The sequence below is a fragment of the Pseudomonas sp. PDM03 genome, from assembly GCF_014852385.1.
Taxonomy (GTDB): Bacteria; Pseudomonadota; Gammaproteobacteria; order Pseudomonadales; family Pseudomonadaceae; genus Aquipseudomonas; species Aquipseudomonas migulae.
Genome location: NZ_JACVBM010000014.1, coordinates 1 through 22,205 on the forward strand (window position 1 = coordinate 1; position 22,205 = coordinate 22,205).

General features: G+C 62.2%; 22 protein-coding genes. 12 read left to right on the forward strand and 10 right to left on the reverse strand.

Annotated features, from left to right (window positions below; genetic code table 11):
- Positions 1-73 precede the first annotated feature (73 nt).
- Together IB254_RS18865 and IB254_RS18870 are read right to left on the reverse strand one after the other, a co-directional pair.
- Positions 74-1,285: an MFS transporter gene (locus IB254_RS18865; protein ID WP_008044054.1), complete on the reverse strand. Its 1,212-nt coding sequence runs from the start codon at positions 1,283-1,285 to the stop codon at positions 74-76.
- A gap of 423 nt (positions 1,286-1,708) precedes the next feature.
- Entirely contained in the window at positions 1,709-6,007 is a 4,299-nt protein-coding gene (locus tag IB254_RS18870) for a DEAD/DEAH box helicase (RefSeq protein ID WP_192418761.1), read from the reverse strand.
- A gap of 303 nt (positions 6,008-6,310) precedes the next feature.
- Between IB254_RS18870 and IB254_RS18875 the strand changes: the two genes are divergently transcribed.
- Together IB254_RS18875 and IB254_RS18880 are read left to right on the forward strand one after the other, a co-directional pair.
- Entirely contained in the window at positions 6,311-7,195 is an 885-nt protein-coding gene (locus IB254_RS18875) for a sugar nucleotide-binding protein (RefSeq protein WP_192418763.1), read from the forward strand.
- Positions 7,188-8,117 carry an NAD-dependent epimerase/dehydratase family protein gene (locus IB254_RS18880; RefSeq protein WP_008042931.1) on the forward strand — a complete coding sequence of 310 codons (930 nt, stop codon included), beginning with the start codon at positions 7,188-7,190 and terminating at the stop codon, positions 8,115-8,117. The genes IB254_RS18875 and IB254_RS18880 overlap by 8 nt, the downstream gene beginning before the upstream one ends.
- Before the next feature lie 181 nt (positions 8,118-8,298).
- Here the strand turns inward: IB254_RS18880 and IB254_RS18885 are convergent, their stop codons facing one another.
- The 5 genes from IB254_RS18885 to IB254_RS18905 form a co-directional block, all read right to left on the reverse strand.
- Positions 8,299-8,997 carry an OmpW/AlkL family protein gene (locus IB254_RS18885; protein WP_008042936.1) on the reverse strand — a complete coding sequence of 233 codons (699 nt, stop codon included), beginning with the start codon at positions 8,995-8,997 and terminating at the stop codon, positions 8,299-8,301.
- A 221-nt stretch (positions 8,998-9,218) separates the two neighbouring features.
- Positions 9,219-9,737, reverse strand: a complete 519-nt coding sequence (locus IB254_RS18890; protein WP_032829112.1) for a DUF3299 domain-containing protein — start codon at positions 9,735-9,737, stop codon at positions 9,219-9,221.
- An 11-nt stretch (positions 9,738-9,748) separates the two neighbouring features.
- Positions 9,749-11,014 carry an ABC transporter permease gene (locus tag IB254_RS18895; protein ID WP_192418765.1) on the reverse strand — a complete coding sequence of 422 codons (1,266 nt, stop codon included), beginning with the start codon at positions 11,012-11,014 and terminating at the stop codon, positions 9,749-9,751.
- Between the two features lies 1 nt (position 11,015).
- Positions 11,016-11,726 carry an ABC transporter ATP-binding protein gene (locus IB254_RS18900; RefSeq protein ID WP_192418767.1) on the reverse strand — a complete coding sequence of 237 codons (711 nt, stop codon included), beginning with the start codon at positions 11,724-11,726 and terminating at the stop codon, positions 11,016-11,018.
- A gap of 134 nt (positions 11,727-11,860) precedes the next feature.
- Positions 11,861-12,445, reverse strand: a complete 585-nt coding sequence (locus IB254_RS18905) for a DUF2796 domain-containing protein (protein ID WP_192418769.1) — start codon at positions 12,443-12,445, stop codon at positions 11,861-11,863.
- A gap of 135 nt (positions 12,446-12,580) precedes the next feature.
- Between IB254_RS18905 and IB254_RS18910 the strand changes: the two genes are divergently transcribed.
- Positions 12,581-12,925, forward strand: coding sequence for a hypothetical protein (locus IB254_RS18910; protein ID WP_192418771.1), 345 nt, complete (start codon positions 12,581-12,583; stop codon positions 12,923-12,925).
- A 127-nt stretch (positions 12,926-13,052) separates the two neighbouring features.
- Here IB254_RS18910 and trxA read toward each other — a convergent pair whose 3' ends face one another.
- From trxA to IB254_RS18925, 3 genes are all read right to left on the reverse strand, one after another.
- Positions 13,053-13,925: a thioredoxin gene (gene trxA / locus IB254_RS18915; protein ID WP_192418773.1), complete on the reverse strand. Its 873-nt coding sequence runs from the start codon at positions 13,923-13,925 to the stop codon at positions 13,053-13,055.
- A gap of 189 nt (positions 13,926-14,114) precedes the next feature.
- Positions 14,115-14,771: a class I SAM-dependent methyltransferase gene (locus IB254_RS18920; protein WP_192418775.1), complete on the reverse strand. Its 657-nt coding sequence runs from the start codon at positions 14,769-14,771 to the stop codon at positions 14,115-14,117.
- Entirely contained in the window at positions 14,768-15,232 is a 465-nt protein-coding gene (locus IB254_RS18925) for a YbaY family lipoprotein (RefSeq protein WP_032829111.1), read from the reverse strand. The genes IB254_RS18920 and IB254_RS18925 overlap by 4 nt, the downstream gene beginning before the upstream one ends.
- A 128-nt stretch (positions 15,233-15,360) precedes the next feature.
- On the opposite strand from IB254_RS18925, the gene nrdR reads away from it, so the two are divergent.
- The 9 genes from nrdR (at position 15,361) to IB254_RS18970 (ending at position 22,080) form a co-directional block, all read left to right on the forward strand.
- Positions 15,361-15,825, forward strand: a complete 465-nt coding sequence (gene nrdR / locus IB254_RS18930; protein ID WP_003228656.1) for a transcriptional regulator NrdR — start codon at positions 15,361-15,363, stop codon at positions 15,823-15,825.
- Positions 15,822-16,955: a bifunctional diaminohydroxyphosphoribosylaminopyrimidine deaminase/5-amino-6-(5-phosphoribosylamino)uracil reductase RibD gene (ribD, locus tag IB254_RS18935; RefSeq protein ID WP_008033747.1), complete on the forward strand. Its 1,134-nt coding sequence runs from the start codon at positions 15,822-15,824 to the stop codon at positions 16,953-16,955. The genes nrdR and ribD overlap by 4 nt, the downstream gene beginning before the upstream one ends.
- A gap of 46 nt (positions 16,956-17,001) precedes the next feature.
- Positions 17,002-17,664, forward strand: coding sequence for a riboflavin synthase (locus IB254_RS18940; RefSeq protein WP_008033746.1), 663 nt, complete (start codon positions 17,002-17,004; stop codon positions 17,662-17,664).
- A gap of 16 nt (positions 17,665-17,680) precedes the next feature.
- On the forward strand, positions 17,681-18,772 hold the full coding sequence (ribBA, locus tag IB254_RS18945) for a bifunctional 3,4-dihydroxy-2-butanone-4-phosphate synthase/GTP cyclohydrolase II (protein ID WP_008033745.1): 1,092 nt from the start codon (positions 17,681-17,683) through the stop codon (positions 18,770-18,772).
- Positions 18,773-18,863: 91 nt separating this feature from the next.
- Positions 18,864-19,340 carry a 6,7-dimethyl-8-ribityllumazine synthase gene (gene ribE, locus IB254_RS18950; protein ID WP_003228649.1) on the forward strand — a complete coding sequence of 159 codons (477 nt, stop codon included), beginning with the start codon at positions 18,864-18,866 and terminating at the stop codon, positions 19,338-19,340.
- Positions 19,337-19,837 (forward strand): transcription antitermination factor NusB, encoded by a 501-nt coding sequence (nusB, locus tag IB254_RS18955; protein ID WP_145318911.1) that lies wholly within the window; start codon positions 19,337-19,339, stop codon positions 19,835-19,837. Before ribE ends, nusB begins: the two co-directional genes overlap by 4 nt.
- Positions 19,838-19,855: 18 nt before the next feature.
- Positions 19,856-20,821: a thiamine-phosphate kinase gene (gene thiL, locus IB254_RS18960; RefSeq protein WP_192418777.1), complete on the forward strand. Its 966-nt coding sequence runs from the start codon at positions 19,856-19,858 to the stop codon at positions 20,819-20,821.
- Entirely contained in the window at positions 20,818-21,321 is a 504-nt protein-coding gene (locus IB254_RS18965) for a phosphatidylglycerophosphatase A (protein WP_008033735.1), read from the forward strand. The genes thiL and IB254_RS18965 overlap by 4 nt, the downstream gene beginning before the upstream one ends.
- A 21-nt stretch (positions 21,322-21,342) precedes the next feature.
- Positions 21,343-22,080 carry a substrate-binding periplasmic protein gene (locus IB254_RS18970; RefSeq protein ID WP_192418779.1) on the forward strand — a complete coding sequence of 246 codons (738 nt, stop codon included), beginning with the start codon at positions 21,343-21,345 and terminating at the stop codon, positions 22,078-22,080.
- Positions 22,081-22,205: the final 125 nt, after the last annotated feature.

Genomic DNA, 22,205 nt, shown 5'->3' on the forward strand with positions numbered 1-22,205 from the left:
ATTCAACATTGATGTGACTGGTACACCGCTATCGTCGGAACGCCGCCCGCAGCAAGCCGGCTCCTACAGGGGGTCAGTGACCGGCGACGATGCGGGTCGAGCCTTCAGCCGGTTCGGCGTACACCGGGCCGAGGCGATCGAGGCGACCGCTCCATGCGGTCAGCGCCAGCGCCACCAACACCACCAGACCACCGATCCATGCGGTATGGATCAGACCCATGTGAGCAACGATCAAGCCACCGCCCCACGCGCCACCGGCAATGCCGAGGTTGAACGCCGCGATGTTCAGGCCGGAAGCCACGTCCACCGCATTCGGCGTGTGATGTTCGGCCTGGCGCACCACATACACCTGCAAGCCCGGCACGTTGCCGAAAGCGACCGCGCCCCAGACCAGTACGGTGGCCAGCGCCAGCCACGGATTGCCGGCGGTGAAGGTCAACACGAACAACACAGCAGCGAGCAGGGCGAAGATGATTTTCAGGGCTTTGATCGGGCCGCGTTTGTCGGCCAGTTTGCCGCCCCAGATGTTACCGACGGCCACCGAGATGCCGTACACCAGCAACACCAGGCTGACGGTGCCGGCGCTGAAACCAGAGATGTCTTGAAGAATCGGTGCAAGGAACGTGAAGGCGATGAACGAACCGCCGTAACCGACCGCCGTCATGGCATATACCAGCAGCAGGCGCGGTTGCTTGAGGACCTGCAACTGTTCCAGCAGCGAAGCCGGTTTGCTGTGGGTGATGTTTTTCGGCACGTAGAGCAGGCTGCCGATGAACGCAATCACACCCAAAGCAGACACAGCGAGGAAGGTTTCACGCCAGCCGAAATGCTGACCGATGAATGTCCCCAGCGGTACGCCGGTGACCAGCGCCACCGTCAGGCCGGTGAACATGATCGCAATCGCGCTGGCGGCTTTTTCCTTCGGCACCAGGCTGGTGGCGATGGTCGAGCCAATCGAGAAAAATACCCCGTGGGCCAGGCCGGTGACGATTCGCGCAATGATCAGCGATTCGTAACTCGGTGCTTTCCATGCCAGCAGGTTGCCAAGGGTGAACAGCACCATCAGCGACAACAGCAGCATTTTGCGCGGGACTTTGCCGGTGAGGGCGGTCAGCACCGGGGCACCGATGGCAACGCCCAGGGCATAGAGGCTGACCAGCAGACCGGCGGACGGCAGGCTGACGCCGAGGTCGGCGCCGATAGTGGGTAACAGGCCAACGATGACGAACTCGGTCGTCCCGATGGCGAAGGCGCTGAGGGTCAGCGCGAGCAAGGCAATGGGCATGGCTGCAACTCCGGTGGGTTGATTGATGGAGCGCAGTGTCGGGGATTGGGTTGTGCGGAAAAATAGAGGTATTGGCATTTGATATTTGCCCTGAACGCAAATATCACCTCGATGGAAACACACAGCCCCTTGTAGGAGCCGGCTTGCTGGCGAAGGCGGCCTCATATACGCCGCCGTTTTTGAGGGCCTCATCGCCAGCAAGCCGGCTCCTACAAGGGTTGCGTGTAATCCAGGGGTTTTATGTGGCACCGGACCTGTAGGAGCTGGCTTGCCAGCGATGGCGGCCTCAAATACGTCGCCGTTTTTGAGGGCCTCATCGCCAGCAAGCCGGCTCCTACAAGGGTTGCGTGTAATCCAGGGTTTTCATGGGGCACCGGACCTGTAGGAGCCGGCTTGCCGGCGAAGAGGCCGGCCCGGACAGCATCAGTGCCGGATCAGCTTGTTGCGTATTTCACTCGTCGATTCCACCCAGAAAACCTGCTGGCCAGCGATCTCGGCAGCCACCGGCAATCCATCGCGGTACACCAACCGATTACTCGCCAGTGCCGGTACTTTCGCACCGGGTAGCAGCGTGCCGGCGAGGTTCAGCGGATCAACCCCGCACACGGCAATCAGACTCCCGTCATGCGCCCGCCGTCGCACTTCGCGCAGCAACGGAATCGCCTCGGGCAAGGCGAACTGTTCACCGGCCAAACCACTGACAAACCGCCCGCCGCGAATCTCGCCGCGAGCCTCCAGCCGATGGAACGTGCGCAGCAATTCGCGCCAGCTCGGCAACCAGTCTGCTTCGCGTTCCAGCAGGCGCCAGAACACCACGCCGTAGCGGCGCAGCAAGGTCATGGCGATGTGTTCCAGGGTGGCGCTCGGCGTTGGATGTTTGTTATCCGCCACCGGCGCTGGCGCCCCGCGTCGAAGCAAGGCCCAGCGTCCGGCGTCATCCATGCCACCGATATACGCCCCGCGCCCGCGTCGGCTGCTGCGATTCTGCCGTTTACTGGCCGGCGTGATCAGCGCCCGTAAACCGGCAAAACTGTCGGCGTTCACCAGCCCGGCGCCGACCAGTTCCTGCAAGGCGATTTCCAGCTCCGAGCGCAGCAGATGAGCCTCGTGAATCAGCTCATCGAAAAACAGCGCGCCGTGTTGGCTGAGGGCTTGGTAAACCTTTTGGGTTTTGGGGGACAGTTCGCTGACCGGTGTCTGTTCGGTCAGACCGCTCCACAACCCGACCTGACTGCGCGGCAGCAACACAATCGGCGTGCTGCGCAGCGCCGTGCTGGCGCTTTTGTTGTGCGCGGTCAGGCGGGTCCAGACCAGTTTGCCGCTGCGGCACAGGTCATCCAGCCAACTCGCCGAATAGCCTTTGATCCGTGCCGCAAGAATGTCGCTGTCCCAGGCTGAAGCGGCGGCGGGATAGCCTTCGAACTGAGCGACGATGGCGGGCAACACCGCACTGCCCTGGCCTTGAGTCGAGGCAGAAAGATGCTGCCAGTCGAACAGGAATCGCATGAAATCCTGCAACGCCACCGGCTCGATTTCTCGCCGCAGACGCTTGACCGTGTAGCGATGAATTCGCGCCAGCAGATGCCGCTCGCACCATTCTTCCTGACCGGTGCCGGGGGTGAAGTGGCCGCGCAACACATACCCTTCGCGTTCCAGTTGCGCGAGTGACTGGGTGACGTGAGTCGCAGGTAATCCCAGAGGTTTGGCAATCGCGCTCAGCGGCAACGGACCAAAAGCGCTGAGCCGTGCGCGGATGACTTCCAGCACCGCTTCGCCTGCTTCCCAGGCGTCATCGAACCCCGGCAGCGCCTTCAGCGGTGGCGACAAATTTGCCTGTGGATAAATGGCGCGCAGGCACGTCAGCCGCTCCACCGCCAGCCACAGCGATTGCCCGGCATCGATCTGCAAACGACTGGCGCGACCGCTCTCGGCAAGGGCATTCAACCAATCAATCCACTGCGCATTGGCCTGCGCCTCGGCATCGGCAATGCACGCGAGGCTCATCAACGTCTCGTGCATTTCATCGGCATTGGTCGGCGTTGGCCAGGCCTCTTCGCGCACCGCTTGAATCGCCTCGGCATCCAGCGCGCCGAGGTCGTCGGTGGACTGCGGATCGGTCCAGCGCCGGTTGAGCACGGCTTGGGTGCGGCGCTCTTCCAGGGGCGCATCGTCGAGAAAGGTGTAAGGCCGGGCGCTGAGAATTTCGGCGGCCAGTGGCGAGGGCGCCGGCAGGTCGCGGCTGATCAGGCGAACGTCGCCGCGTTCCATGCGCCGCAACAACGTCAGCCAGCCTTCGCAGTCCATGGCTTCGTGGAGGCAGTCGTCGAGGGTCTGTTCCACCAGTGGATGATCGGGAATCTCCCGTTCGCCGGCGAGGTTTTCCACGCAGGCGATCTGGTCGGGAAACACGCTGGCGATCAGGTCTTCGCTTTTCATCCGCTGAATCTGCGGGGGGACCTTGCGCCCGCCGCTGTAGCGCGGCAACGCCAATGCAACGCCGGCATTCCAGCGCCAGCGCACGCCGAACAGCGGCGCATCGAGCACCGCTTGAATCAGCAGGTGTTCGGCGCTGTTGCTGTGCAGGTAGCGCCAGACCTCATCGAGCTCAAAGCTGTGGCTGGTGGACAGCGACAGCACAATCGCATCTTCGCTGGCGGCGGCCTGCAATTCGAAGTTGAAGGTACGGCAGAAACGCTTGCGCAGGGCCAGGCCCCAGGCGCGGTTGATGCGGCTGCCGAAGGGCGTGTGGATGATCAGTTGCGTGCCGCCGGATTCATCGAAAAAACGCTCCATCAGCAGCGTGTCCTGCGAGGGCAGGGCGCCCAATGTCAGGCGTGCGCGGGCGAGGTAATCCACCAGTTGTCCGGCGCTGTCGAGGTTCATTCCGAGGGTCTCGGTCAGCCAGTCGAGGGCCGGCTGCAAGTTGCCGGGCGTGGCGCCGAGCAGGTCGTCGAGTTGCGCTTGCAGGCGCGCCACGGCGAAGGACAATTCTGCGCTGCGCCCCGGCGCTTCACCGAGCCAGAACGGAATGGTCGGCGGCTGGCCCTGCGCGTCTTCGACCCGGACCTTGCCGGTTTCGACCCGCAGGATTCGGTACGAAGTGTTGCCCAACTGAAAGACATCACCGGCGATGCTTTCCACGGCGAAGTCTTCGTTGACGCTGCCGATGTTCAGCCCTTGCGGTTCCAGCAGCACGCTGTAGTCGGCGTTGTCCGGGATGGTGCCGCCGCTGGTCACGGCGGTCAATTTGCTGCCGCGCCGACCGCGCAACGTCCGCGTCACGGCGTCGCGGTGCAGGTACGCGCTGCGGATGCCCTGGCGACCGTTGTAGCCTTCGGCGAGCATCTGCAGCAGCGCCTGATAATGTGTTTCGTCGAGGTCAGCGTAGGGCGAGGCATTGCGGAACATCTGCAGCAGCGCGTGCTCCGGCCATTCCTGGCAACTGACCTCGGCGATGATCTGCTGGGCCAGCACGTCCAGCGGCGCTTGAGGAATCTGCAAGGTGTCGAGTTCACCCCGGCGCACGCAGTCGAGCAGGGCGGTGCATTCGATCAAATCGTCGGGGGTGGTGGCAAACAATCGGCCCTTGGGCGTGCCGCCGACCTGGTGGCCGGAGCGGCCGACACGTTGTAGGAATCCGGCAATCGAACGCGGCGACGATATCTGACAGACCAGATCGACATCACCGATATCGATCCCCAGTTCCAGCGACGCCGTGGCGATCAGCACTTGCAGGTCGCCGCACTTGAGTCGTTGTTCGGCATCGAGGCGAAACTCCTTGGCCAGGCTGCCGTGGTGGGCGGCGACTGCTTGCTTGCCGAGGCGTTCGCTCAAATGCCGGCTCAGGCGTTCGGCCAGCCGCCGGGTGTTGACGAAAATCAGTGTGGTGCGGTGTTCGCGAGCGAGGACGGCGAGGCGGTCGTAGACCAATTCCCACACATCGTTGGCCATTACCGCCGACAGCGGCACCGGCGGTACTTCGATGCCTAGATCCCTTGGACGGGCATGGCCGATGTCGATGATCTCGCATGCGCGATCACGACCGACCAGAAAGCGTGAAACCGCTTCGATGGGTTTTTGCGTGGCCGACAGGCCGATGCGCATCAACGGTGCTGCGCATAACGCCTGCAAACGCTCCAGGCTCAGGGCCAGATGGCTGCCGCGTTTGCTGGCGGCGATGGCGTGGATCTCATCGACGATCACCGTGCGCGTGGTGCCGAGCATTTGCCGGCCAGAGTCGGAGCCGAGCAGCACGTAAAGGGATTCCGGGGTGGTCACCAGAATGTGCGGCGCGGTCTTGCGCATCGCCGAGCGTTCTTTTTGCGGCGTGTCGCCGGTGCGCACGGCGGTGTTGATCTGCAACTCGGGCAGGCCCAGTGCGCGTAACTGTTCAGTGATGCCGGCCAGCGGGTTTTGCAGGTTGATCTGGATGTCGTTGGACAAGGCTTTGAGCGGCGAGACGTAGACCACCAGTGTTTCGTTGGGCAGCCCGTCTGCGGTTTCCAGGCCACGGTGGACCAGATCGTCGATGACGGCGAGAAACGCGGTGAGGGTTTTGCCGGAGCCGGTGGGCGCGGCGATCAGGGTCGAACGGCGCTGACGGATCAGCGGCCACGCCCGGGCCTGGGCGGCGGTGACCGTCGGGAAGGTGTTGCTGAACCAGGCGCTGACGGCGGGGTGGAAGCCTGCCATGGCCGCGTCCGTGGGGATGGGCAGATTCATGGAGTAATTTATGCGGGCGGGGTGAGGAAGATGCAAGTACCGCTCGGGATCTCTGCTGGCCTTCAGGGCCTCTTCGCGGGCAAGCCTCGCTCCTACAGGGGCGTGCGCGAGTTCTGTAGGAGCGAGGCGCTTGCCCGCGAAGAGGCCCGAAGCAGCACCACAAATCCCGGAGATCTACACTTTACGGATGACGGTTGCGCACTAAACCCGCAAAATGCAACGATTCCGGCAACTATCGACGGCACCGCCCGCGAGCGGTGCCGATAAAGCCATTGATCCAATCAGACTGGGCCTGCTGACTCTATGCGAATGCGCCTTATGTTACTGGGCGGCGGAAATGCCCTTGGGCAGGCGCTGATTCGCCTCGGTGCGGAGGAAGACATCGGTTTCCTCGCCCCCCGCCCACCGCAAGACGGCTGGGATGCCGCGAGCCTGACGCAACTGCTCGACGACACGCGTCCGGACGCGTTGATCAACCTCGCCTACTACTTCGACTGGTTCCAGGCGGAGACGGTCAGCGAATCGCGTCTGGCCGGGCAAGAGCGTGCAATCGAGCGTCTGGCCGAACTGTGCCAGCATCACAACATCGTTCTGCTGCAACCCTCGAGCTATCGGGTGTTCGACGGCTCGCGGGCGACCGCCTACAGCGAAAAAGACGAGCCGGTGCCGCTGGGCCTGCGTGGTCAGGCCTTGTGGCGCATCGAGCAAAGCGTGCGCGCGACCTGCCCGCAGCATGTGCTGCTGCGGTTCGGCTGGCTGCTCGACGACAGCCCCGACGGCACCCTCGGGCGTTTCCTGTCCCGTGCCGAAAAACCGGAAGAACTGTTGATGGCCGATGATCGTCGCGGCAACCCGACGCCGGTCGACGACGCGGCCCGGGTGATCATTTCGGTGCTCAAGCAACTCGATTGCGCGGCGCCACTGTGGGGCACCTACCACTACGCCGGGCACGAGGCGACCACGCCGCTGGCGCTGGGGCAGGCGATTCTCACCGAAGCCCGCGCACTGCATCCGCTGGCCATCGAAACGCCGACCGCCCAGGCTCACGCCGCACGCCCGGACGCTGCCGAAGAGCCGCAACACGCGGTGCTGGCCTGCAAGAAAATCCTTCACACCTTCGGGATCAAGCCCCGCGCCTGGCGTGCGGCACTCCCTGGCTTACTGGACAGGTTCTATCGCCATGGCTGACGGCCCTGTTTTAATCACCGGCGGCGCGGGTTTCATCGGCTCGCACCTGACCGACGCCTTGCTCGCCAAGGGCCATTCGGTACGGATACTCGACGACCTGTCCACCGGCAAGCGCAGCAACCTGGCGCTGGATAATCCTCGTGTCGAGCTGATAGTCGGCGACGTCGCCGATGCCGCCCTGGTCGCTCGCGCAATGGCCGGTTGCAGTGCGGTCGCGCATCTGGCGGCCGTGGCGTCGGTGCAGGCTTCGGTGGATGATCCGGTGAAGACTCACCAGAGCAATTTCATCGGCTCGCTGAATGTCTGCGAAGCCATGCGCCAGAGCGGCGTCAAACGTGTGCTGTTTGCCTCCAGCGCAGCGGTCTACGGCAACAATGGCGAAGGCCAGTCGATCGACGAAGACACGCCCAAGGAACCGCTGACGCCGTATGCGTCGGACAAGTTGGCCAGTGAACATTACTTCGATTTCTACCGTCGCCAGCATGCGCTGGAACCGGTGATTTTCCGCTTCTTCAACATCTTCGGCCCGCGCCAGGATCCGTCCTCGCCGTACTCCGGGGTGATCAGCATTTTCAGCGAGCGCGCGCAAAACGGCCTGCCGATCACGGTGTTTGGCGATGGCGAGCAGACGCGGGATTTTGTTTACGTCGAAGATCTGGTCGACGTGCTGGTGCAAGCCATCGAAAAACCGCAGGTTGAAGTCGGTGCGGTCAATGTCGGCTGGAACCAGGCAACCACGCTCAAGCAAATGCTGGAAGCGTTGAAAGTGGCGGTCGGTGAACTGCCGCCAGTGAGCTACGGCCCGGCGCGTTCGGGTGATATCCGCCATTCGCGGGCGAACAATCAGCGACTGCTGGAGCGGTTTTCCTGCCCGGCTCAGACGCCGATGAGTGTCGGTCTGGCGCGGTTGCTCGGTCGTTAGAACACTGTGATCAGCTAAGACTTTTGAACACCGCAAACTACTGTGGGAGCGAGCCTGCTCGCGATAACGGCAGATCAGTCAACATCTATGTCGACTGATAGACCGTAATCGCGAGCAGGCTCGCTCCCACAGGTTTTTCACCTTCATTGCCAGCGTTCAAACACCACCACATGTTTGCTCGTTAGAACTTGTAACCCAGGCCCACCATGTAGATGAACGGGTCCACGTCGACATCGACCTTGGCACGGGTGCCTTGTGCCACGGCGTTGTTTTCCACGGTGGCGGTGGTATCGATGTCGATGTAACGCACTTGGGCGTTGAGCATGATGTTGTCGGTGATCATGTAGTCGGCACCGACCTGAAACGCCATGCCCCAGGAGTTATCCGCCTTGAAGTTGCTGAAGCCGTTGGCGCTGGCCTCGCTGCCGACGTGCTCGTCGTAGATCCAGGTGTAGTTGATACCGGCGCCAACGTACGGTTGGAATGCAGACTTGCCGTCCAGTGGGTAGTAGACAACGCTCAAGGTCGGCGGCAGGTGTTTCAGGCTGCCGAGTTTGCCGTTGGCCGCGCCCAGGACGGTGCCTTTGAGCTTCACGTCATGTTCGAATGGCGTGGCCGCGAGCAGCTCGATGCCCCAGTGGCTGTTGAGCATGTAAGCGAAGTTCAGACCCAGTTGGGTGTCGCTGCTCATGGTGGCCTTGCCACCCAGATTGGTGCCTGCCAGTGGGCCTTGATCGACTTTGACGTCGGAGCTGTCGGCTTTCGGGTTGACGGTGATTGCACCGGCACGAAGGAGGATGTCGCCGGCTTCGTGGGCGTGGGCGAGCGGGGCTGCGAGCGCGAGGGCAAACAGCGAGGCGCTGAGCAAGGACTTGTGCATGGAGGCTCCAGAGGACGTTAAAAATGTTCGATGTCCAATGGTACGGAGCGGTCTGGTCCGGTCTTTTGACTCAGCTCAATGAAACAGTGATGGCACTAATTTTTGCGGAGCTTCGAGGGCCTCATCGCGAGCAGGCTCGCTCCCACAGGGGTTAGGTGATCCCTTGTGGGAGTGAGCCTGCTCGCGATTGCTATCGATCAAACAGCACAGAAGCGTCAGATTCACTCCGGCAATTCATAGATATAAATCTTGTCCGCCTCCATCTGATACCCGGCATCCGCCAACTCACTGGTCGACGCTTTAACCTGCAACGCCCCCTCGATCCAATAAGGCTGATACAGCTCGTCCAGCTTCACGCCGACTTCGCTTTTCACATGCACGATCTGGTTCGACGGCGGTGGCGGCACATGGATGCAGGCTCCGAAATACGGCACCAGCAGAAACTCCGTAGTGCGGCCTTCTTCACTCACTTCCAGCGGCACGATGTAGCCCGGCAGGCGGATGCTCTGACCGTCGAGGCTCTTCACCACCGGCGCATTGGGCATGTCCTGTTTCGCGGCTGGCGCCGACTCGGCGGACAGCGCGCTGCCCATCTGCGAGAGGTCGTGCAGGGGCGTCATGTTCGGCACTTCCGGCGCGGCGTCCGGCGGGATCATTTCCGACCAGGTCAGTTCTTTCGGCTCGGCGGCCCACAGCGGCAAGGCGACCAGCATCAACAGCGCAAGCAGAGCGCGGGGCATCATTAACGTCCTCATAGTCGGATCGACAGGCCATCGGCCAGGGATTGGCGATACGCGCGCCACGCCGGCACGCTGCCCATCAGCAGCGCGGCGATCAGGATGCCACCGAGCAGCGTCCATTCATATTCGCTGGGCCACGCCAGCGGCAGAAACAGGCCGTAATTGGCCTGCACGTAACCTTGCGCAGCGGCGATGCCCACATAAAGCAGGGCCACGCCGGCGATCACGCCCGACAGCGCCAGGGCGAACGCCTCCAGCACCAGCAACGTCGCGATGTGCCATGGCCGTGCGCCCACTGAACGCAGAATCGCCATCTCGCGCCGACGTTCATTGAGGCTGGTGAGAATCGCCGTGAGCATGCCGATCAACCCGGTCAGCACCACAAACAGCGAGACCACGAACAAGGCTTTTTCTGCGGTGCTCATCAAACTCCACAACTCTTGCAGCGCCACGCCCGGCAGGATCGCCAGCATCGGTTCGCCACGGAATTCGTTGATTTCGCGCTGCAGGGCAAAGGTCGAAATCTTGCTGTTGAGGCCCAGCATGAATGCGGTGATCGCTTGCGGCGTCAGGTCCATGTTGCGTGCCTGATCAGCACTGATCCGACCGTTGCCGCGCGCCGGCACGCCGTTGTGCCAGTCGATGTGAATCGCTTCCATGCCGCCGAGGCTGATGTGCAGCGTGCGGTCCACCGGTGTGCCGGTGCGTTTGAGAATGCCGACCACGGTGAACGGTTTGTCGTCGTGCTTGACCAGGCTGATCACCGCCACGCCGTGGGCCAGCACCAGTTTGTCGCCGAGTTTGTAGTGCAGTGCATCGGCCACTTCGGCGCCGAGCACCACTTCGAACGGATCGGTGGCGAAGGCGCGACCGTCAGCCAGTTCCAGGTGTTGTTGATGACCGTACTGGTAATGCTCGAAGTACGCCTCGGTGGTGCCCATCACCCGATACCCGCGATGGGAATCGCCCAGCGACATCGGGATTGCCCACTTCACTTTCGGGTTGTTGGCGAAGTGCTCGAAGCTTTCCCAGCGGATGTTGTTGGTGGCATTACCGATGCGGAACACCGAGTACAGCAGCAGGTTCACTGAACCGGAGCGGGCGCCGACGATCAGGTCGGTGCCGCTGATGGTGCTGGCAAAACTGGCCTTGGCTTCGGTGCGCACGCGTTCCACGGCCAACAGCAGGCAGACCGACAGGGCGATGGCGAATGCGGTGAGGATCGCGGTGAAGCGACGGTTAGCCAGGCTGGCCATGGCTAGACGAAACAAATACATCTCAAACCTCTGCAGGCGTGGCGGCGCGATTGAGTTCGGCCAGCGACAGGTTGCGATCGAACAACGGCGCGAGGCTTTGGTCGTGACTGACGAACAACAGGCTCGACCCCGCTTCGCGGCATTCGGCGAACAGCAGGCGAATGAAGTTTTCGCGGGCGTCGTAATCCAGCGCGGAAGTCGGTTCGTCGGCGATCACCAGTTCCGGCTGACCGATCAACGCACGGGCGGCGGCGACGCGTTGCTGTTGGCCGATGGACAGCGAGTCGGCGCGGCGACCGAGGATGCTTTCATCCTTCAAACCCAAATGAGCGAGCAAGGTTGCCGCCGCCTGATCGACGCTGCCATGGCGCTGGATCGCCCGTTCGGCGCGCAGGCTGGAGAAGTGGCAGGGCAGTTCGACGTTCTCGCGCACCGAGAGAAACGGCAGCAGGTTGAACTGCTGGAAGATGTAGCCGGTGTGATCGACGCGAAAGCGATCACGTGCGCCGGCACCGAGTTCGGTCAGTTCCTGGCCGAGCAGGCGAATGCTGCCACGATCGGGCTTTTGCACGCCACCGAGCAGGCCGAGCAGGGTGGTCTTGCCGCTGCCGCTGGGGCCTTTGAGGAACAGGGTTTCACCCGGTTCCAGGCGAAAGGCCGGGATGTCCAGCAGCGGCGGGTGACCGGGCCAGCTGAAGCCCAGGTCGGACAGTTCGATGAGTGCTTGGGTCATAACACCGGTTTCATGAATGCAGATGACCTGTAGGAGCCGGCTTGCTGGCGATTGCGTTTTATCATTCAACAAATGTGTTGGCTGATACACCGCAATCGCCAGCAAGCCGGCTCCTGCAGGGGGCGGTGGTGGGTTCAGAATTTCAGGGCGGCCGCCTTGGCCGTCACTTCTACCCCTTGCTGCCCGCTCGGGCTGATCAGTTGTACCTGAATTTTCTGGGTCGCCGGGAACGTGTTGAAAAGGTTTGCCAGATCCAGGGTTTTCAGTGCGCCCGGCGTTGCGCAGGTGAACTGGTAATGAGCGTGGATTTCGCTGTGGTCGTGGTGATGCTCGTCTTTGGCATCGTCGTCATGATCATCATCGGCATCCGGCTTGTCACCGAACAGCGGGCTTTCCAGTTCCTGAGTCGCGACCACGCAACCCGCCGCTTTCGGCAGGTTGAACAGGGCCAGCGGTTTTTCAAGTTGCGCACGGGCGGCGGCGATTTTGGCTTTGTCGGCGTCGCTGGTGGCCGCGTGTTCGAAACCCACCAGGTTCATCGCCGGGCTTTCCAGTTCCAGTTCCAGGGTCTGACCGTCCAGCGCTGCGTTCAGGCGACCGACACCGTGTTCGTGGGCACCGAGGCTGCCGTGTTCATGGTCGTGGTCATGCTCATCGGCGGCATGGGCGATGGCCAGCGGCAACAGGGCAAACGGCAAAGCGAGCAGCAGACGGCGCATGGCGGGTCTCCGAAAAGTAAAATGAAGAATTTGTTATGTAATCTTATAACGTAAGTGCGAGGAGTTTGACCGGCTACTTGGCGTTGCACAAGTCCCATGGGAGCATGCAGGTCAGAAATGTGCGGGAGCGAAACCATGTTGCGTATACGCGGAAGCATCGGCGACTGGCCGGTGGATTTGACCCTGGAGATGGATGACGCTGACTGGGCGCGGCTCGGCGCGCAGGTGCAGGTGGTCAAGCCAGAGGCCATCGCGACGCCGGCCAAACCGGTGAATCAGGATGATGCGCAGTGGCAGGTCGCAAAGGATCTGCTGCGCAATGCCGGGCAACTGAGCGGGCCGGATTTGCTGGAGCAATTGGAAGGTTTGACTGGCAGCGCAGCGTCGGGCAAGCGTCTGCTGGTGCGGTTGCGGCATAGCGCGGAAGTGAAAGTGTCGAGCGGCGGGGATACGCCGCTCTACAGCTGGATCGAATCGTAGGATCGGGTGTTCGGAAATTTTGTGATGATCTCGATCCTGTAGGAGCCGGCTTGCTGGCGATGAACGATGACGCGGTTTGTCAGTGACACCGCGTCGGGGCCATCGCCAGCAAGCCGGCTCCTACAGATCAATAAAGCGCAGCAAACAGTTTGCGGCGATACGTTGTCACCAACGGGTGATCATTGCCCAGCAACTCGAACACTTGCAGCAACGTCTTGTGCGGCAAGCCTTCGCTGTAGCTGCGGTTACGCACGAACAGCTTGAGCAACGCATCCAGCGCCGCGTCGTACTGCTGACGGGCCAGTTGCTGGATCGCCAGTTGATACACCGCTTCATCGTCCTGCGGATTCTTTGCCAGGCGCGCCTTCAGGTCGGCGGCATCCGGCAAGTCCTTGGCCTGGCCGAGAAACTGGATCTGCGCTTTTGCACCGGCCAATGCAGCCTTGTGTTCATCGCTTTTCACCGCGTCGAGCACGGTTTGCGCTTCACCCAGCTCACCCCGTTCAGTCAGGCAGCGGGCATATAGAATCAGCGCTTTGGCGTTGGTGTTGTCTTCGCCCAGCAGCACTTTGAGAATGGCTTCTGCGTCAGCGAAACGGCTTTCGTCAAACAGTGCCTGAGCCTGTTCGAACGGATCAGCCGCCGTCGGTGGCGGCATTTGTACATGAGGTTCCAGCAGGGCGCGAACGGCGGATTCCGGCTGCGCACCGGCAAAACCGTCCACCGGCTGGCCATCCTTGAACAACACCACGGTCGGCAAGCTGCGGATGCCGAAGCGGGCGACGATGTCTTGTTCCAGATCGCAGTTGACCTTGGCCAGCAGCAACTCGCCCTGATAGCTCTCGGCGATGGTTTGCAGCATCGGCATCAGCACTTTGCAGGGCGCACACCATTCGGCCCAGAAATCCACCAGCACCGGTTTGTGGAAAGAGTTCTCGATCACCGACTGGTCGAAATCGGTAGTCGTGGCGTCGAAGATGTACGGCGTTTGCTGACTCATGGGGGATCTCTTGGAAGCATGAATGGGGCAACTATACGGCTTGGTGGGGTGTGGCCGGAAGCGGGGTAGAGGTCGAGAGGTGTATCGCCTGTCAGGACGCCTTCGCGGGCAAGCCTCGCTCCCACAGGTTCAGCGTCGGCCTTCAGAGCACCGTTGAACCTGTGGGAGCGAGGCTTGCCCGCGAAGCTTTTAAGCGCGCCGCGCGTGATACAGGCTCACATACCGAAACTCTTCCGGCTCGGCCAGATCCGGCAAGGTCATCGCTTCGAGCATTTCGATGCGTTGATACAACGGATGACGAAAATCCCTCACCCGCGAATCCGCCACCAGCGCTTCCCGGCCGCGACTCAAAAATTCATCGAGCAGCGGCAGATTCTCCCGGTCGTACAGCACGTCGGCCACCAGGATCAGATCAAAGCGATCCTCCTCGGCGAAAAAATCCGTCGAGTAACTCAGCTCTACTTCATTGAGTTCGGCATTCGCCCGACAGGCGGCAATCGCCAGCGGGTCCAGGTCACACGCCACCACTTCCAGCGCCCCGGCCTTCACCGCGGCAATCCCCGCGACGCCGGAACCGGCACCAAAATCCAGCACGCGCTTGCCTTTGACCCACTCGGGGAATTCAGCGAGGTAGCGGGCCATCGACAACCCGCTGGCCCAGCAGAAACTCCAGTACGGCGGTTCATGCAGAATCCGCCGGGTTTCTTCCGGGCTGAAGGCGCGGTCCATGTTGTCGCCGTCGATCAGCCAGAGTTTCAGGGCGGTATCGGGCAAGGCGACCGGGACAAGTTGTGCATCGCCCAGCAACTCCCCCAACGCCTGTTGCAGGTCGAGCGGTGCAATCATGGCGCTTTGACGAATTGCAGTTGACCCAGGGCCTGGGTCGTCGGTTGGGTGATGACTTGCGACGGCAGGTGCAGAATCAGCTGGCCGGACTGGCTGGCGCGGCCCCGCAGTTCCACGCGGGCACCGGCCGGAAACGAATCCGGGTTGAAGCGCAGGTGGAACGGCAATACCTGATTGGTGCCGATCAGGCTGGAGCTGGCGAGCAATTGTTGCGGGCGATCCTTGTCATCGATCACCAGCAGCGCCAATTCGACTTCGGCACCGGCCGGCACGCCTTGCAAGGTGCCGCTCAATTCACGCTGATAAGCGGGCAACGGACCGAGGTTGGCGGACTCGCGGGCTTTTTTCTGCGCCGCTTGTGGCGCGGGGCCGGGCGTTGGCGGCTGGGGCTTGGGTGCATCGCTGCTGCAGGCCACCAACAGGCTGAAAAGGCTGAGCAATACGAGCGGTCTGAGTGACATTTGCGGCTCCAGCAAGGTGAAATCCATGGATCATTCTCTATAGCCAGTCTGTATACCGCAAACCCTATGGCTTGTCTTGCCACCGGGATGCGCTACCATGGCCCTCCCTTTTTTTGTTGCCTGCCACCATGCACTGTCCCTTCTGCGGTGCCAACGACACCAAGGTCATCGACTCGCGTCTGGTCGCCGAGGGCGAACAGGTGCGCCGCCGGCGCGAATGCCTGGCCTGCGGCGAGCGTTTCACGACGTTCGAAACCGCTGAACTGGTGTTGCCGCGCCTGATCAAAACCGACGGCAGCCGCCAGCCGTTCGACGAAGAAAAACTCCGCGCCGGCATGCAGCGCGCGCTGGAGAAGCGCCCGGTGAGTGTCGAGCGTCTCGAATCGTCGCTGGTGCACATCAAGCACAAGCTGCGCGCCACCGGCGAGCGCGAGGTCAAGTCCCTCGTGGTCGGTGAACTGGTGATGGCCGAGCTGCAAAAGCTCGATGAAGTCGCCTACATTCGTTTCGCCTCCGTGTATCGGCGCTTCCAGGACCTCAACGAGTTCCGCGAAGAGATCGATCGCCTGGCCCGTGAGCCGGTGAAAGAATGACCACCTCCACAGAGCTTGCCATCCTCGACGCCCATTACATGGCGCGCGCCCTGGAACTGGCGCGCAAAGGCCATTACACGACGCATCCCAACCCGCGTGTCGGCTGCGTGATCGTGAAGGACGGGCAGATTGTCGGCGAAGGCTGGCACGAGCGCACCGGCGAACCCCACGCCGAAGTCCACGCGCTGCGCGCTGCGGGCGACAAGGCCCGTGGTGCCACCGCTTACGTGACCCTCGAACCGTGCAGCCACCACGGCCGCACGCCGCCTTGCGCCGATGCGCTGGTGAATGCCGGCCTCGCACGCGTCGTCGCGGCGATGCAGGACCCGAACCCGTCGGTGGCCGGTCGTGGCATGCAGCGTCTGGCTCAGGCCGGCATTGCCATCGAAAGCGGTGTGCTGGAGGGCGAGGCACGCAAGCTCAATCAAGGCTTCCTTAAGCGCATGGAACATGGCTTGCCGTTCGTGCGGGTCAAGTTGGCCATGAGCCTCGACGGTCGCACGGCGATGGAAAGCGGCGAAAGCCAATGGATCACCGGCCCGGCTGCACGTTCGGCGGTACAACGCCTGCGCGCCCAGGCCAGCGTGGTGTTGACCGGCGCCGACACGGTGCTGGCGGACAACGCCCGTTTGACCGTGCGCGCTGACGAGTTGGGGCTGGACGCCGAGCAAACCGCGCTGGCAATGAGTCGTCCGCCGCTGCGCGTTTTAATCGATGGCCGCCTGCGCGTGCCGCTCGATGCGCCATTCTTCAAGGCCGGTCCGGCGCTGGTCGCCACCTGCATGGCGATCGAAGAGCAATACGCCAACGGCCCGGAATGCCTGATCGTGGCCGGCGACGATGGCTTGGTTGACCTGCGCAAGTTGCTGGTCGAACTCGCCAATCGCGGCGTCAACGAAGTGCTGGTCGAGGCCGGCCCGCGTCTGGCCGGGGCCTTTGCCCAGCAAGGTCTGGTGGACGAATTCCAGATTTTCATCGCCGGCAAGTTCCTTGGCTCTTCGGCCCGACCATTGCTCGACTGGCCGCTGGCGCAGATGAAAGACGCGCCCGAGCTCAAAATCACTGAAATCCGCGCGGTTGGCGATGACTGGCGAGTCATTGCCATTCCTGCGCCATCGGCGAGCGTATAATTCCGGGCCTGCGCCACGCGACGGCCCTGTTCTCGAGGAGGACTTCATGTTTACCGGCATCATCGAATCCATCGGCAGTATTCGTGCATTGACCCCAAAAGGCGGAGATGTGCGGGTCCATGTAGAAACCGGCAAGCTCGATCTGAGCGACGTCAAACTGGGCGACAGCATCGCAGTCAACGGCGTTTGCCTGACGGCCGTTGAGTTGCCAGGCAACGGCTTTGCCGCGGACGTCAGTCGCGAAACCCTCGACTGCACCGCCATGAACGACCTGAAAAGCGGCAGCCCGGTCAATCTGGAAAAAGCCCTGACCCCGACCACTCGCCTCGGCGGGCACCTGGTCAGCGGTCACGTCGATGGCGTGGGCGAAGTGGTTGCCCGCACCGAGAACGCACGTGCCGTGGAATTCCGCATCCGTGCACCGAAAGAACTGGCCAAGTACATTGCCCACAAAGGCTCGATCACCGTCGACGGCACCAGCCTGACCGTGAACGCGGTCGATGGCGCCGAGTTCCTGCTGACGATCATTCCGCACACCCTGAGCGAAACCATCATGGCGTCGTACCAGCCGGGTCGCCGGGTGAATCTGGAAGTGGACTTGCTGGCCCGTTACCTGGAGCGTCTGCTGCTGGGCGACAAGGCCGCAGAGCCAACCTCCAGTAACATTACCGAAAGCTTTCTGGCCGCCAACGGCTACCTCAAATCCTGACCCAAGGGGGTGCCTTGTGGCGCTCAATAGCATCGAAGAACTGGTTGAAGACATCCGCCAAGGCAAGATGGTCATCCTCATGGATGACGAAGACCGCGAGAACGAAGGCGACCTGATCATGGCCGCCGAGTGCTGCCAGGCCGAACACATCAATTTCATGGCCAAGCACGCCCGTGGCCTGATCTGCATGCCGATGAGCCGCGAGCGCTGCGAAACGCTGAAGCTGCCGCTGATGGCGCCACGTAACGGTTCCGGTTTCGGCACCAAGTTCACCGTGTCCATCGAAGCCGCCACCGGCGTGACCACCGGCATTTCCGCCGCCGACCGTGCGCGCACCGTGCAGGCCGCTGCCGCGAAAGACGCCAAGGCTGAAGACATCGTCAGCCCCGGCCACATCTTCCCGTTGATGGCCCAGGCCGGTGGCACCCTGGCTCGCGCCGGCCACACTGAAGCCGCCTGCGACCTCGCGCGCATGGCCGGTTTCGAGCCGAGCGGCGTGATCTGCGAAGTGATGAACGACGACGGCACCATGTCCCGTCGCGCCGAACTGGAAGCTTTCGCCGCCGAGCACAACATCAAGATCGGCACCATCGCCGACCTGATTCACTACCGGATGATCCACGAACGTACCGTTCAGCGGATTGCCGAGCAGCCGCTGGACAGCGAACTGGGCCAATTCAACCTGGTGACCTATCGTGATTCCGTGGAAGGCGACGTGCACATGGCCCTGACCCTGGGCACCGTGTGCGCCGAAGAACCGACCCTGGTTCGCGTGCACAACATGGACCCGCTGCGCGACCTGTTGATGGTCAAGCAACCGGGCCGCTGGAGCCTGCGCGCCGCCATGGCCGCGGTTGCCGAGGCTGGCAGCGGCGTGGTGCTGTTGCTCGGTCACCCGCTCGATGGCGACGTGTTGCTGGCGCACATCCGCGAAACCGCCGATCACGCCGCGGTGAAAAAACCGACCACCTACAGCATCGTCGGTGCCGGTTCGCAGATCCTTCGGGACCTGGGCGTGCGAAAAATGCGTTTGATGAGCGCGCCAATGAAATTTAATGCGATATCCGGTTTCGATCTGGAAGTTGTAGAATACGTGCCCTCCGAATAATGACCGGTTGTTCCCGGCCCTGTATTCGCGGTTCAAATATCACTGAGGGACGCGTAGAAGACGCGTCCCGGCTCTTTAAGAGAACTAACGAATGACCCTGAAGACCATCGAAGGTACCTTCATCGCCCCTAAAGGCCGCTACGCTTTGGTAGTGGGCCGTTTCAACAGCTTCGTTGTTGAAAGCCTGGTCAGCGGTGCAGTTGATGCCCTGGTTCGCCATGGCGTGAGCGAAAGCGACATCACCATCATCCGCGCACCTGGCGCCTTCGAAATCCCGCTGGTTGCGCAGAAAGTCGCTCAGAAGGGCGAGTTCGCAGCCATCATCGCTCTGGGCGCGGTCATTCGTGGCGGTACTCCGCACTTCGAATACGTGGCGGGCGAATGCACCAAGGGCCTGGCCCAGGTGTCCATGGAGTTCGGCGTTCCGGTTGCCTTCGGCGTCCTGACCGTTGATTCCATCGAGCAAGCCATCGAACGTTCCGGCACCAAGGCCGGTAACAAAGGTGCCGAAGCTGCCCTGTCCGCTCTGGAAATGGTCAGCCTGCTGGCGCAGTTGGAGGCCAAGTGATTAGCGACGAAAGCGATCGTTTCAACCCGCGCGATCCAAAGCCTGCGGATGCCGGCAAGCCATCGAAAAGCGTCAAGCGTCGCGAAGCCCGTCAGCTCGCGACTCAGGCGCTGTACCAATGGCACATGGCCAAGCAATCGCTGAACGAGATCGAAGCGCAGTTCCGGGTCGATAACGATTTCAGCGATGTCGACGGCGCCTACTTCCGTGAAATCCTGCATGGGGTTCCCGCGCAGAAAGACCGTATCGACGCAGCACTGACACCTTGCCTGGACCTGACCATCGAAGAGCTGGACCCGGTTGAACTGGCGGTATTGCGCCTGTCCACCTGGGAACTGCTCGAGCGCGTCGACGTGCCTTACCGCGTTGTGATCAACGAAGGTATCGAACTGGCGAAAGTCTTCGGTTCCACCGACGGCCACAAGTTCGTCAACGGTGTACTCGACAAGCTGGCCCCGCGTCTGCGTGAAGCTGAAGTGAAGGCGTTCAAGCGCTGATCCGCGCTTGTAACTGCTATGGGCGAGTTTGAGCTGATCCGCAATTTCTTCGCCGCCGCGCCTTGTGCGCAGGGCGGCGAAGGCGTTGCCCTGGGGATCGGCGATGACTGCGCCTTGCTCGCTGTTCCTCCCGGGGAGCAGCTGGCGATTTCCACCGACACGCTCGTGGCCGGTGTGCATTTCGCAGACCCCTGCGACCCGTTTCTGCTCGGTCAGCGTTCGCTGGCCGTGGCCGTCAGCGATCTGGCGGCCATGGGTGCCACCCCCGTTGCCTTTACCCTTGCCCTGACCTTGCCGACGGTAACCGCCGATTGGCTGGACGCCTATGCCCGTGGTTTGAACCGCATGGCGCAGAACTGCGGCATCGCGCTGGTGGGAGGCGACACTACCCGTGGGCCGCTGAGCCTGACCATGACCGTGTTCGGGCGTGTGCCAAGTGGTTTGGCGTTGACCCGCAGCGGTGCGCAACCAGGCGACCTGCTGTGTGTCGGCGGTGAGCTGGGCAACGCCGCCGGTGCCTTGCCGCTGGTGCTCGGTCAGCGCACGGCTGAAGCCGCCATCGCCGATCCGCTGCTGGCGCATTACTGGTCGCCACAGCCGCAACTCGCGCTGGGCCAGGCGTTGCGCGGTAAGGCCACCTCGGCGCTGGACATCTCCGATGGCTTGCTCGCCGACTGCGGGCACATCGCGCTCGCGTCGAGGGTCGGCATTCAGGTTGAGCGGGACCGCTTGCCGCTGTCGAAGGCCCTAGTGGCTTTCCTCGGTCAATCGGGCGCCGAAAACGCCGCCCAGAGCGGTGGTGACGATTACGTACTGGCCTTCACCTTACCGTCCGTCGAGTTGCCGGGGTTGCTGGCAGATGGTTGGCCAATCCATGTGATCGGGCGCGTGGTCACGGGGCAGGGCGTTGTGCTGCTGGATGCCGCCGGACAAGACATCACCCCGCAAGCACGGGGCTATCAACATTTTCGGGAGACACCGTGACAGATCATCCCAAACAGGTTCCGGCGGAATTCGTACCGCCGTCGGTCTGGCGCAATCCCTGGCATTTCCTGGCGTTCGGCTTCGGCTCGGGCACCTTGCCAAAGGCACCGGGCACCTGGGGTTCGTTAGTTGCGCTACCCTTTATTCCGTTGTGGCAGATGCTGCCCGACTGGGGTTACTGGCTGATGCTGGGCATCACCATGCTGTTCGGCTTCTGGCTGTGCGGCAAAGTGGCCGACGATCTGCGGGTGCACGACCACGAAGGCATCGTCTGGGACGAAATGGTCGGGATGTGGATCACCCTGTGGCTGGTGCCGGAAGGCTGGTACTGGTTGCTCGCGGGTTTTCTGGTGTTCCGCTTCTTCGACATCCTCAAGCCGTGGCCGATTCACTGGATTGACCGGCATGTGCATGGCGGCGTCGGGATCATGCTCGATGACGTATTGGCCGGAGTGTTCGCGTGGTTGGCGATGCAGGGGCTGGTATGGATTTTCGCCTGAGTGGCGGAACAGGGAACTAGGATGGCTCGACGCTGGTTGGCTGTGATGGGTTTCGCACTGTTTGCTTCGCTCGCCCTGGCGGGGGAGGCAGTGACAACGCCATCGGTGATTCATCTGGCCAGCGAAGACTGGGAGGACTACACCGCCGCCGATGGCCATGGCCTGGGTTGGGACGTGTTGCGCGAAGTCTTCGAACCGGTCGGCGTCAAACTGGACATCAGGACCGAACCCTACATTCGCGCCATCGGCCTGGCGCAGCGTGGCGAAGTGGACGCCTGTGTCGGTGGTTATCGGGATGACGTCAGCGACCTGCTGTATCCGCGCTGGAATTACGACACCGATCACATCTACGCCTTGGGGCTTGCCAGCAGTCCGGTGCCGACGCCGCAGACGCTGGGCAATTATCGACTGGCCTGGGTCCGGGGTTACACCTTCCAGGACTACCTGCCCAATGTACGTCGCTATAACGAGGTGATGCGGCGCACCGGCATTCTGTCGATGCTGACCCACAACCGTGCCGACTACTACATCGACGCGCTGGCCGAGGTGGATTACGTGCTCCGCTGGACCAAGGATCCGTCCCAGTTCCGGCGCACGCACATCGCGGAATTGCCGCTGTACCTGTGCTTTGCCAATACGCCCAAGGCGCGAAAACTGATGGCGCTGTTCGACCAGCGAATGGACGTGCTGGTCAAAAACGGCCAGTTGAAACCGATTTTCGAACGCTGGAAACAGCCGTATCCGTTCGACCCGAATTGAACACAAATTCCGCGGCACACCGCGAACATTGTAGGAGCCGGCTTGCTGGCGATGGCGTCCATTCAGGCGATAAATATGCAGGCTGAGCCTCCGCTATCGCCAGCAAGCCGGCTCCTACAGGTGTT

Coding starts and splice junctions, on each gene's coding strand:
- IB254_RS18865 (WP_008044054.1), bottom strand. CDS start 1,285: ATGCCCATTGCCTTGCTCGCGCTGACCCTCAGCGCCTTCGCCATCGGG.
- IB254_RS18870 (WP_192418761.1), bottom strand. CDS start 6,007: ATGAATCTGCCCATCCCCACGGACGCGGCCATGGCAGGCTTCCACCCC.
- IB254_RS18875 (WP_192418763.1), top strand. CDS start 6,311: ATGCGAATGCGCCTTATGTTACTGGGCGGCGGAAATGCCCTTGGGCAG.
- IB254_RS18880 (WP_008042931.1), top strand. CDS start 7,188: ATGGCTGACGGCCCTGTTTTAATCACCGGCGGCGCGGGTTTCATCGGC.
- IB254_RS18885 (WP_008042936.1), bottom strand. CDS start 8,997: ATGCACAAGTCCTTGCTCAGCGCCTCGCTGTTTGCCCTCGCGCTCGCA.
- IB254_RS18890 (WP_032829112.1), bottom strand. CDS start 9,737: ATGCCCCGCGCTCTGCTTGCGCTGTTGATGCTGGTCGCCTTGCCGCTG.
- IB254_RS18895 (WP_192418765.1), bottom strand. CDS start 11,014: ATGTATTTGTTTCGTCTAGCCATGGCCAGCCTGGCTAACCGTCGCTTC.
- IB254_RS18900 (WP_192418767.1), bottom strand. CDS start 11,726: ATGACCCAAGCACTCATCGAACTGTCCGACCTGGGCTTCAGCTGGCCC.
- IB254_RS18905 (WP_192418769.1), bottom strand. CDS start 12,445: ATGCGCCGTCTGCTGCTCGCTTTGCCGTTTGCCCTGTTGCCGCTGGCC.
- IB254_RS18910 (WP_192418771.1), top strand. CDS start 12,581: ATGTTGCGTATACGCGGAAGCATCGGCGACTGGCCGGTGGATTTGACC.
- trxA (WP_192418773.1), bottom strand. CDS start 13,925: ATGAGTCAGCAAACGCCGTACATCTTCGACGCCACGACTACCGATTTC.
- IB254_RS18920 (WP_192418775.1), bottom strand. CDS start 14,771: ATGATTGCACCGCTCGACCTGCAACAGGCGTTGGGGGAGTTGCTGGGC.
- IB254_RS18925 (WP_032829111.1), bottom strand. CDS start 15,232: ATGTCACTCAGACCGCTCGTATTGCTCAGCCTTTTCAGCCTGTTGGTG.
- nrdR (WP_003228656.1), top strand. CDS start 15,361: ATGCACTGTCCCTTCTGCGGTGCCAACGACACCAAGGTCATCGACTCG.
- ribD (WP_008033747.1), top strand. CDS start 15,822: ATGACCACCTCCACAGAGCTTGCCATCCTCGACGCCCATTACATGGCG.
- IB254_RS18940 (WP_008033746.1), top strand. CDS start 17,002: ATGTTTACCGGCATCATCGAATCCATCGGCAGTATTCGTGCATTGACC.
- ribE (WP_003228649.1), top strand. CDS start 18,864: ATGACCCTGAAGACCATCGAAGGTACCTTCATCGCCCCTAAAGGCCGC.
- thiL (WP_192418777.1), top strand. CDS start 19,856: ATGGGCGAGTTTGAGCTGATCCGCAATTTCTTCGCCGCCGCGCCTTGT.
- IB254_RS18970 (WP_192418779.1), top strand. CDS start 21,343: ATGGCTCGACGCTGGTTGGCTGTGATGGGTTTCGCACTGTTTGCTTCG.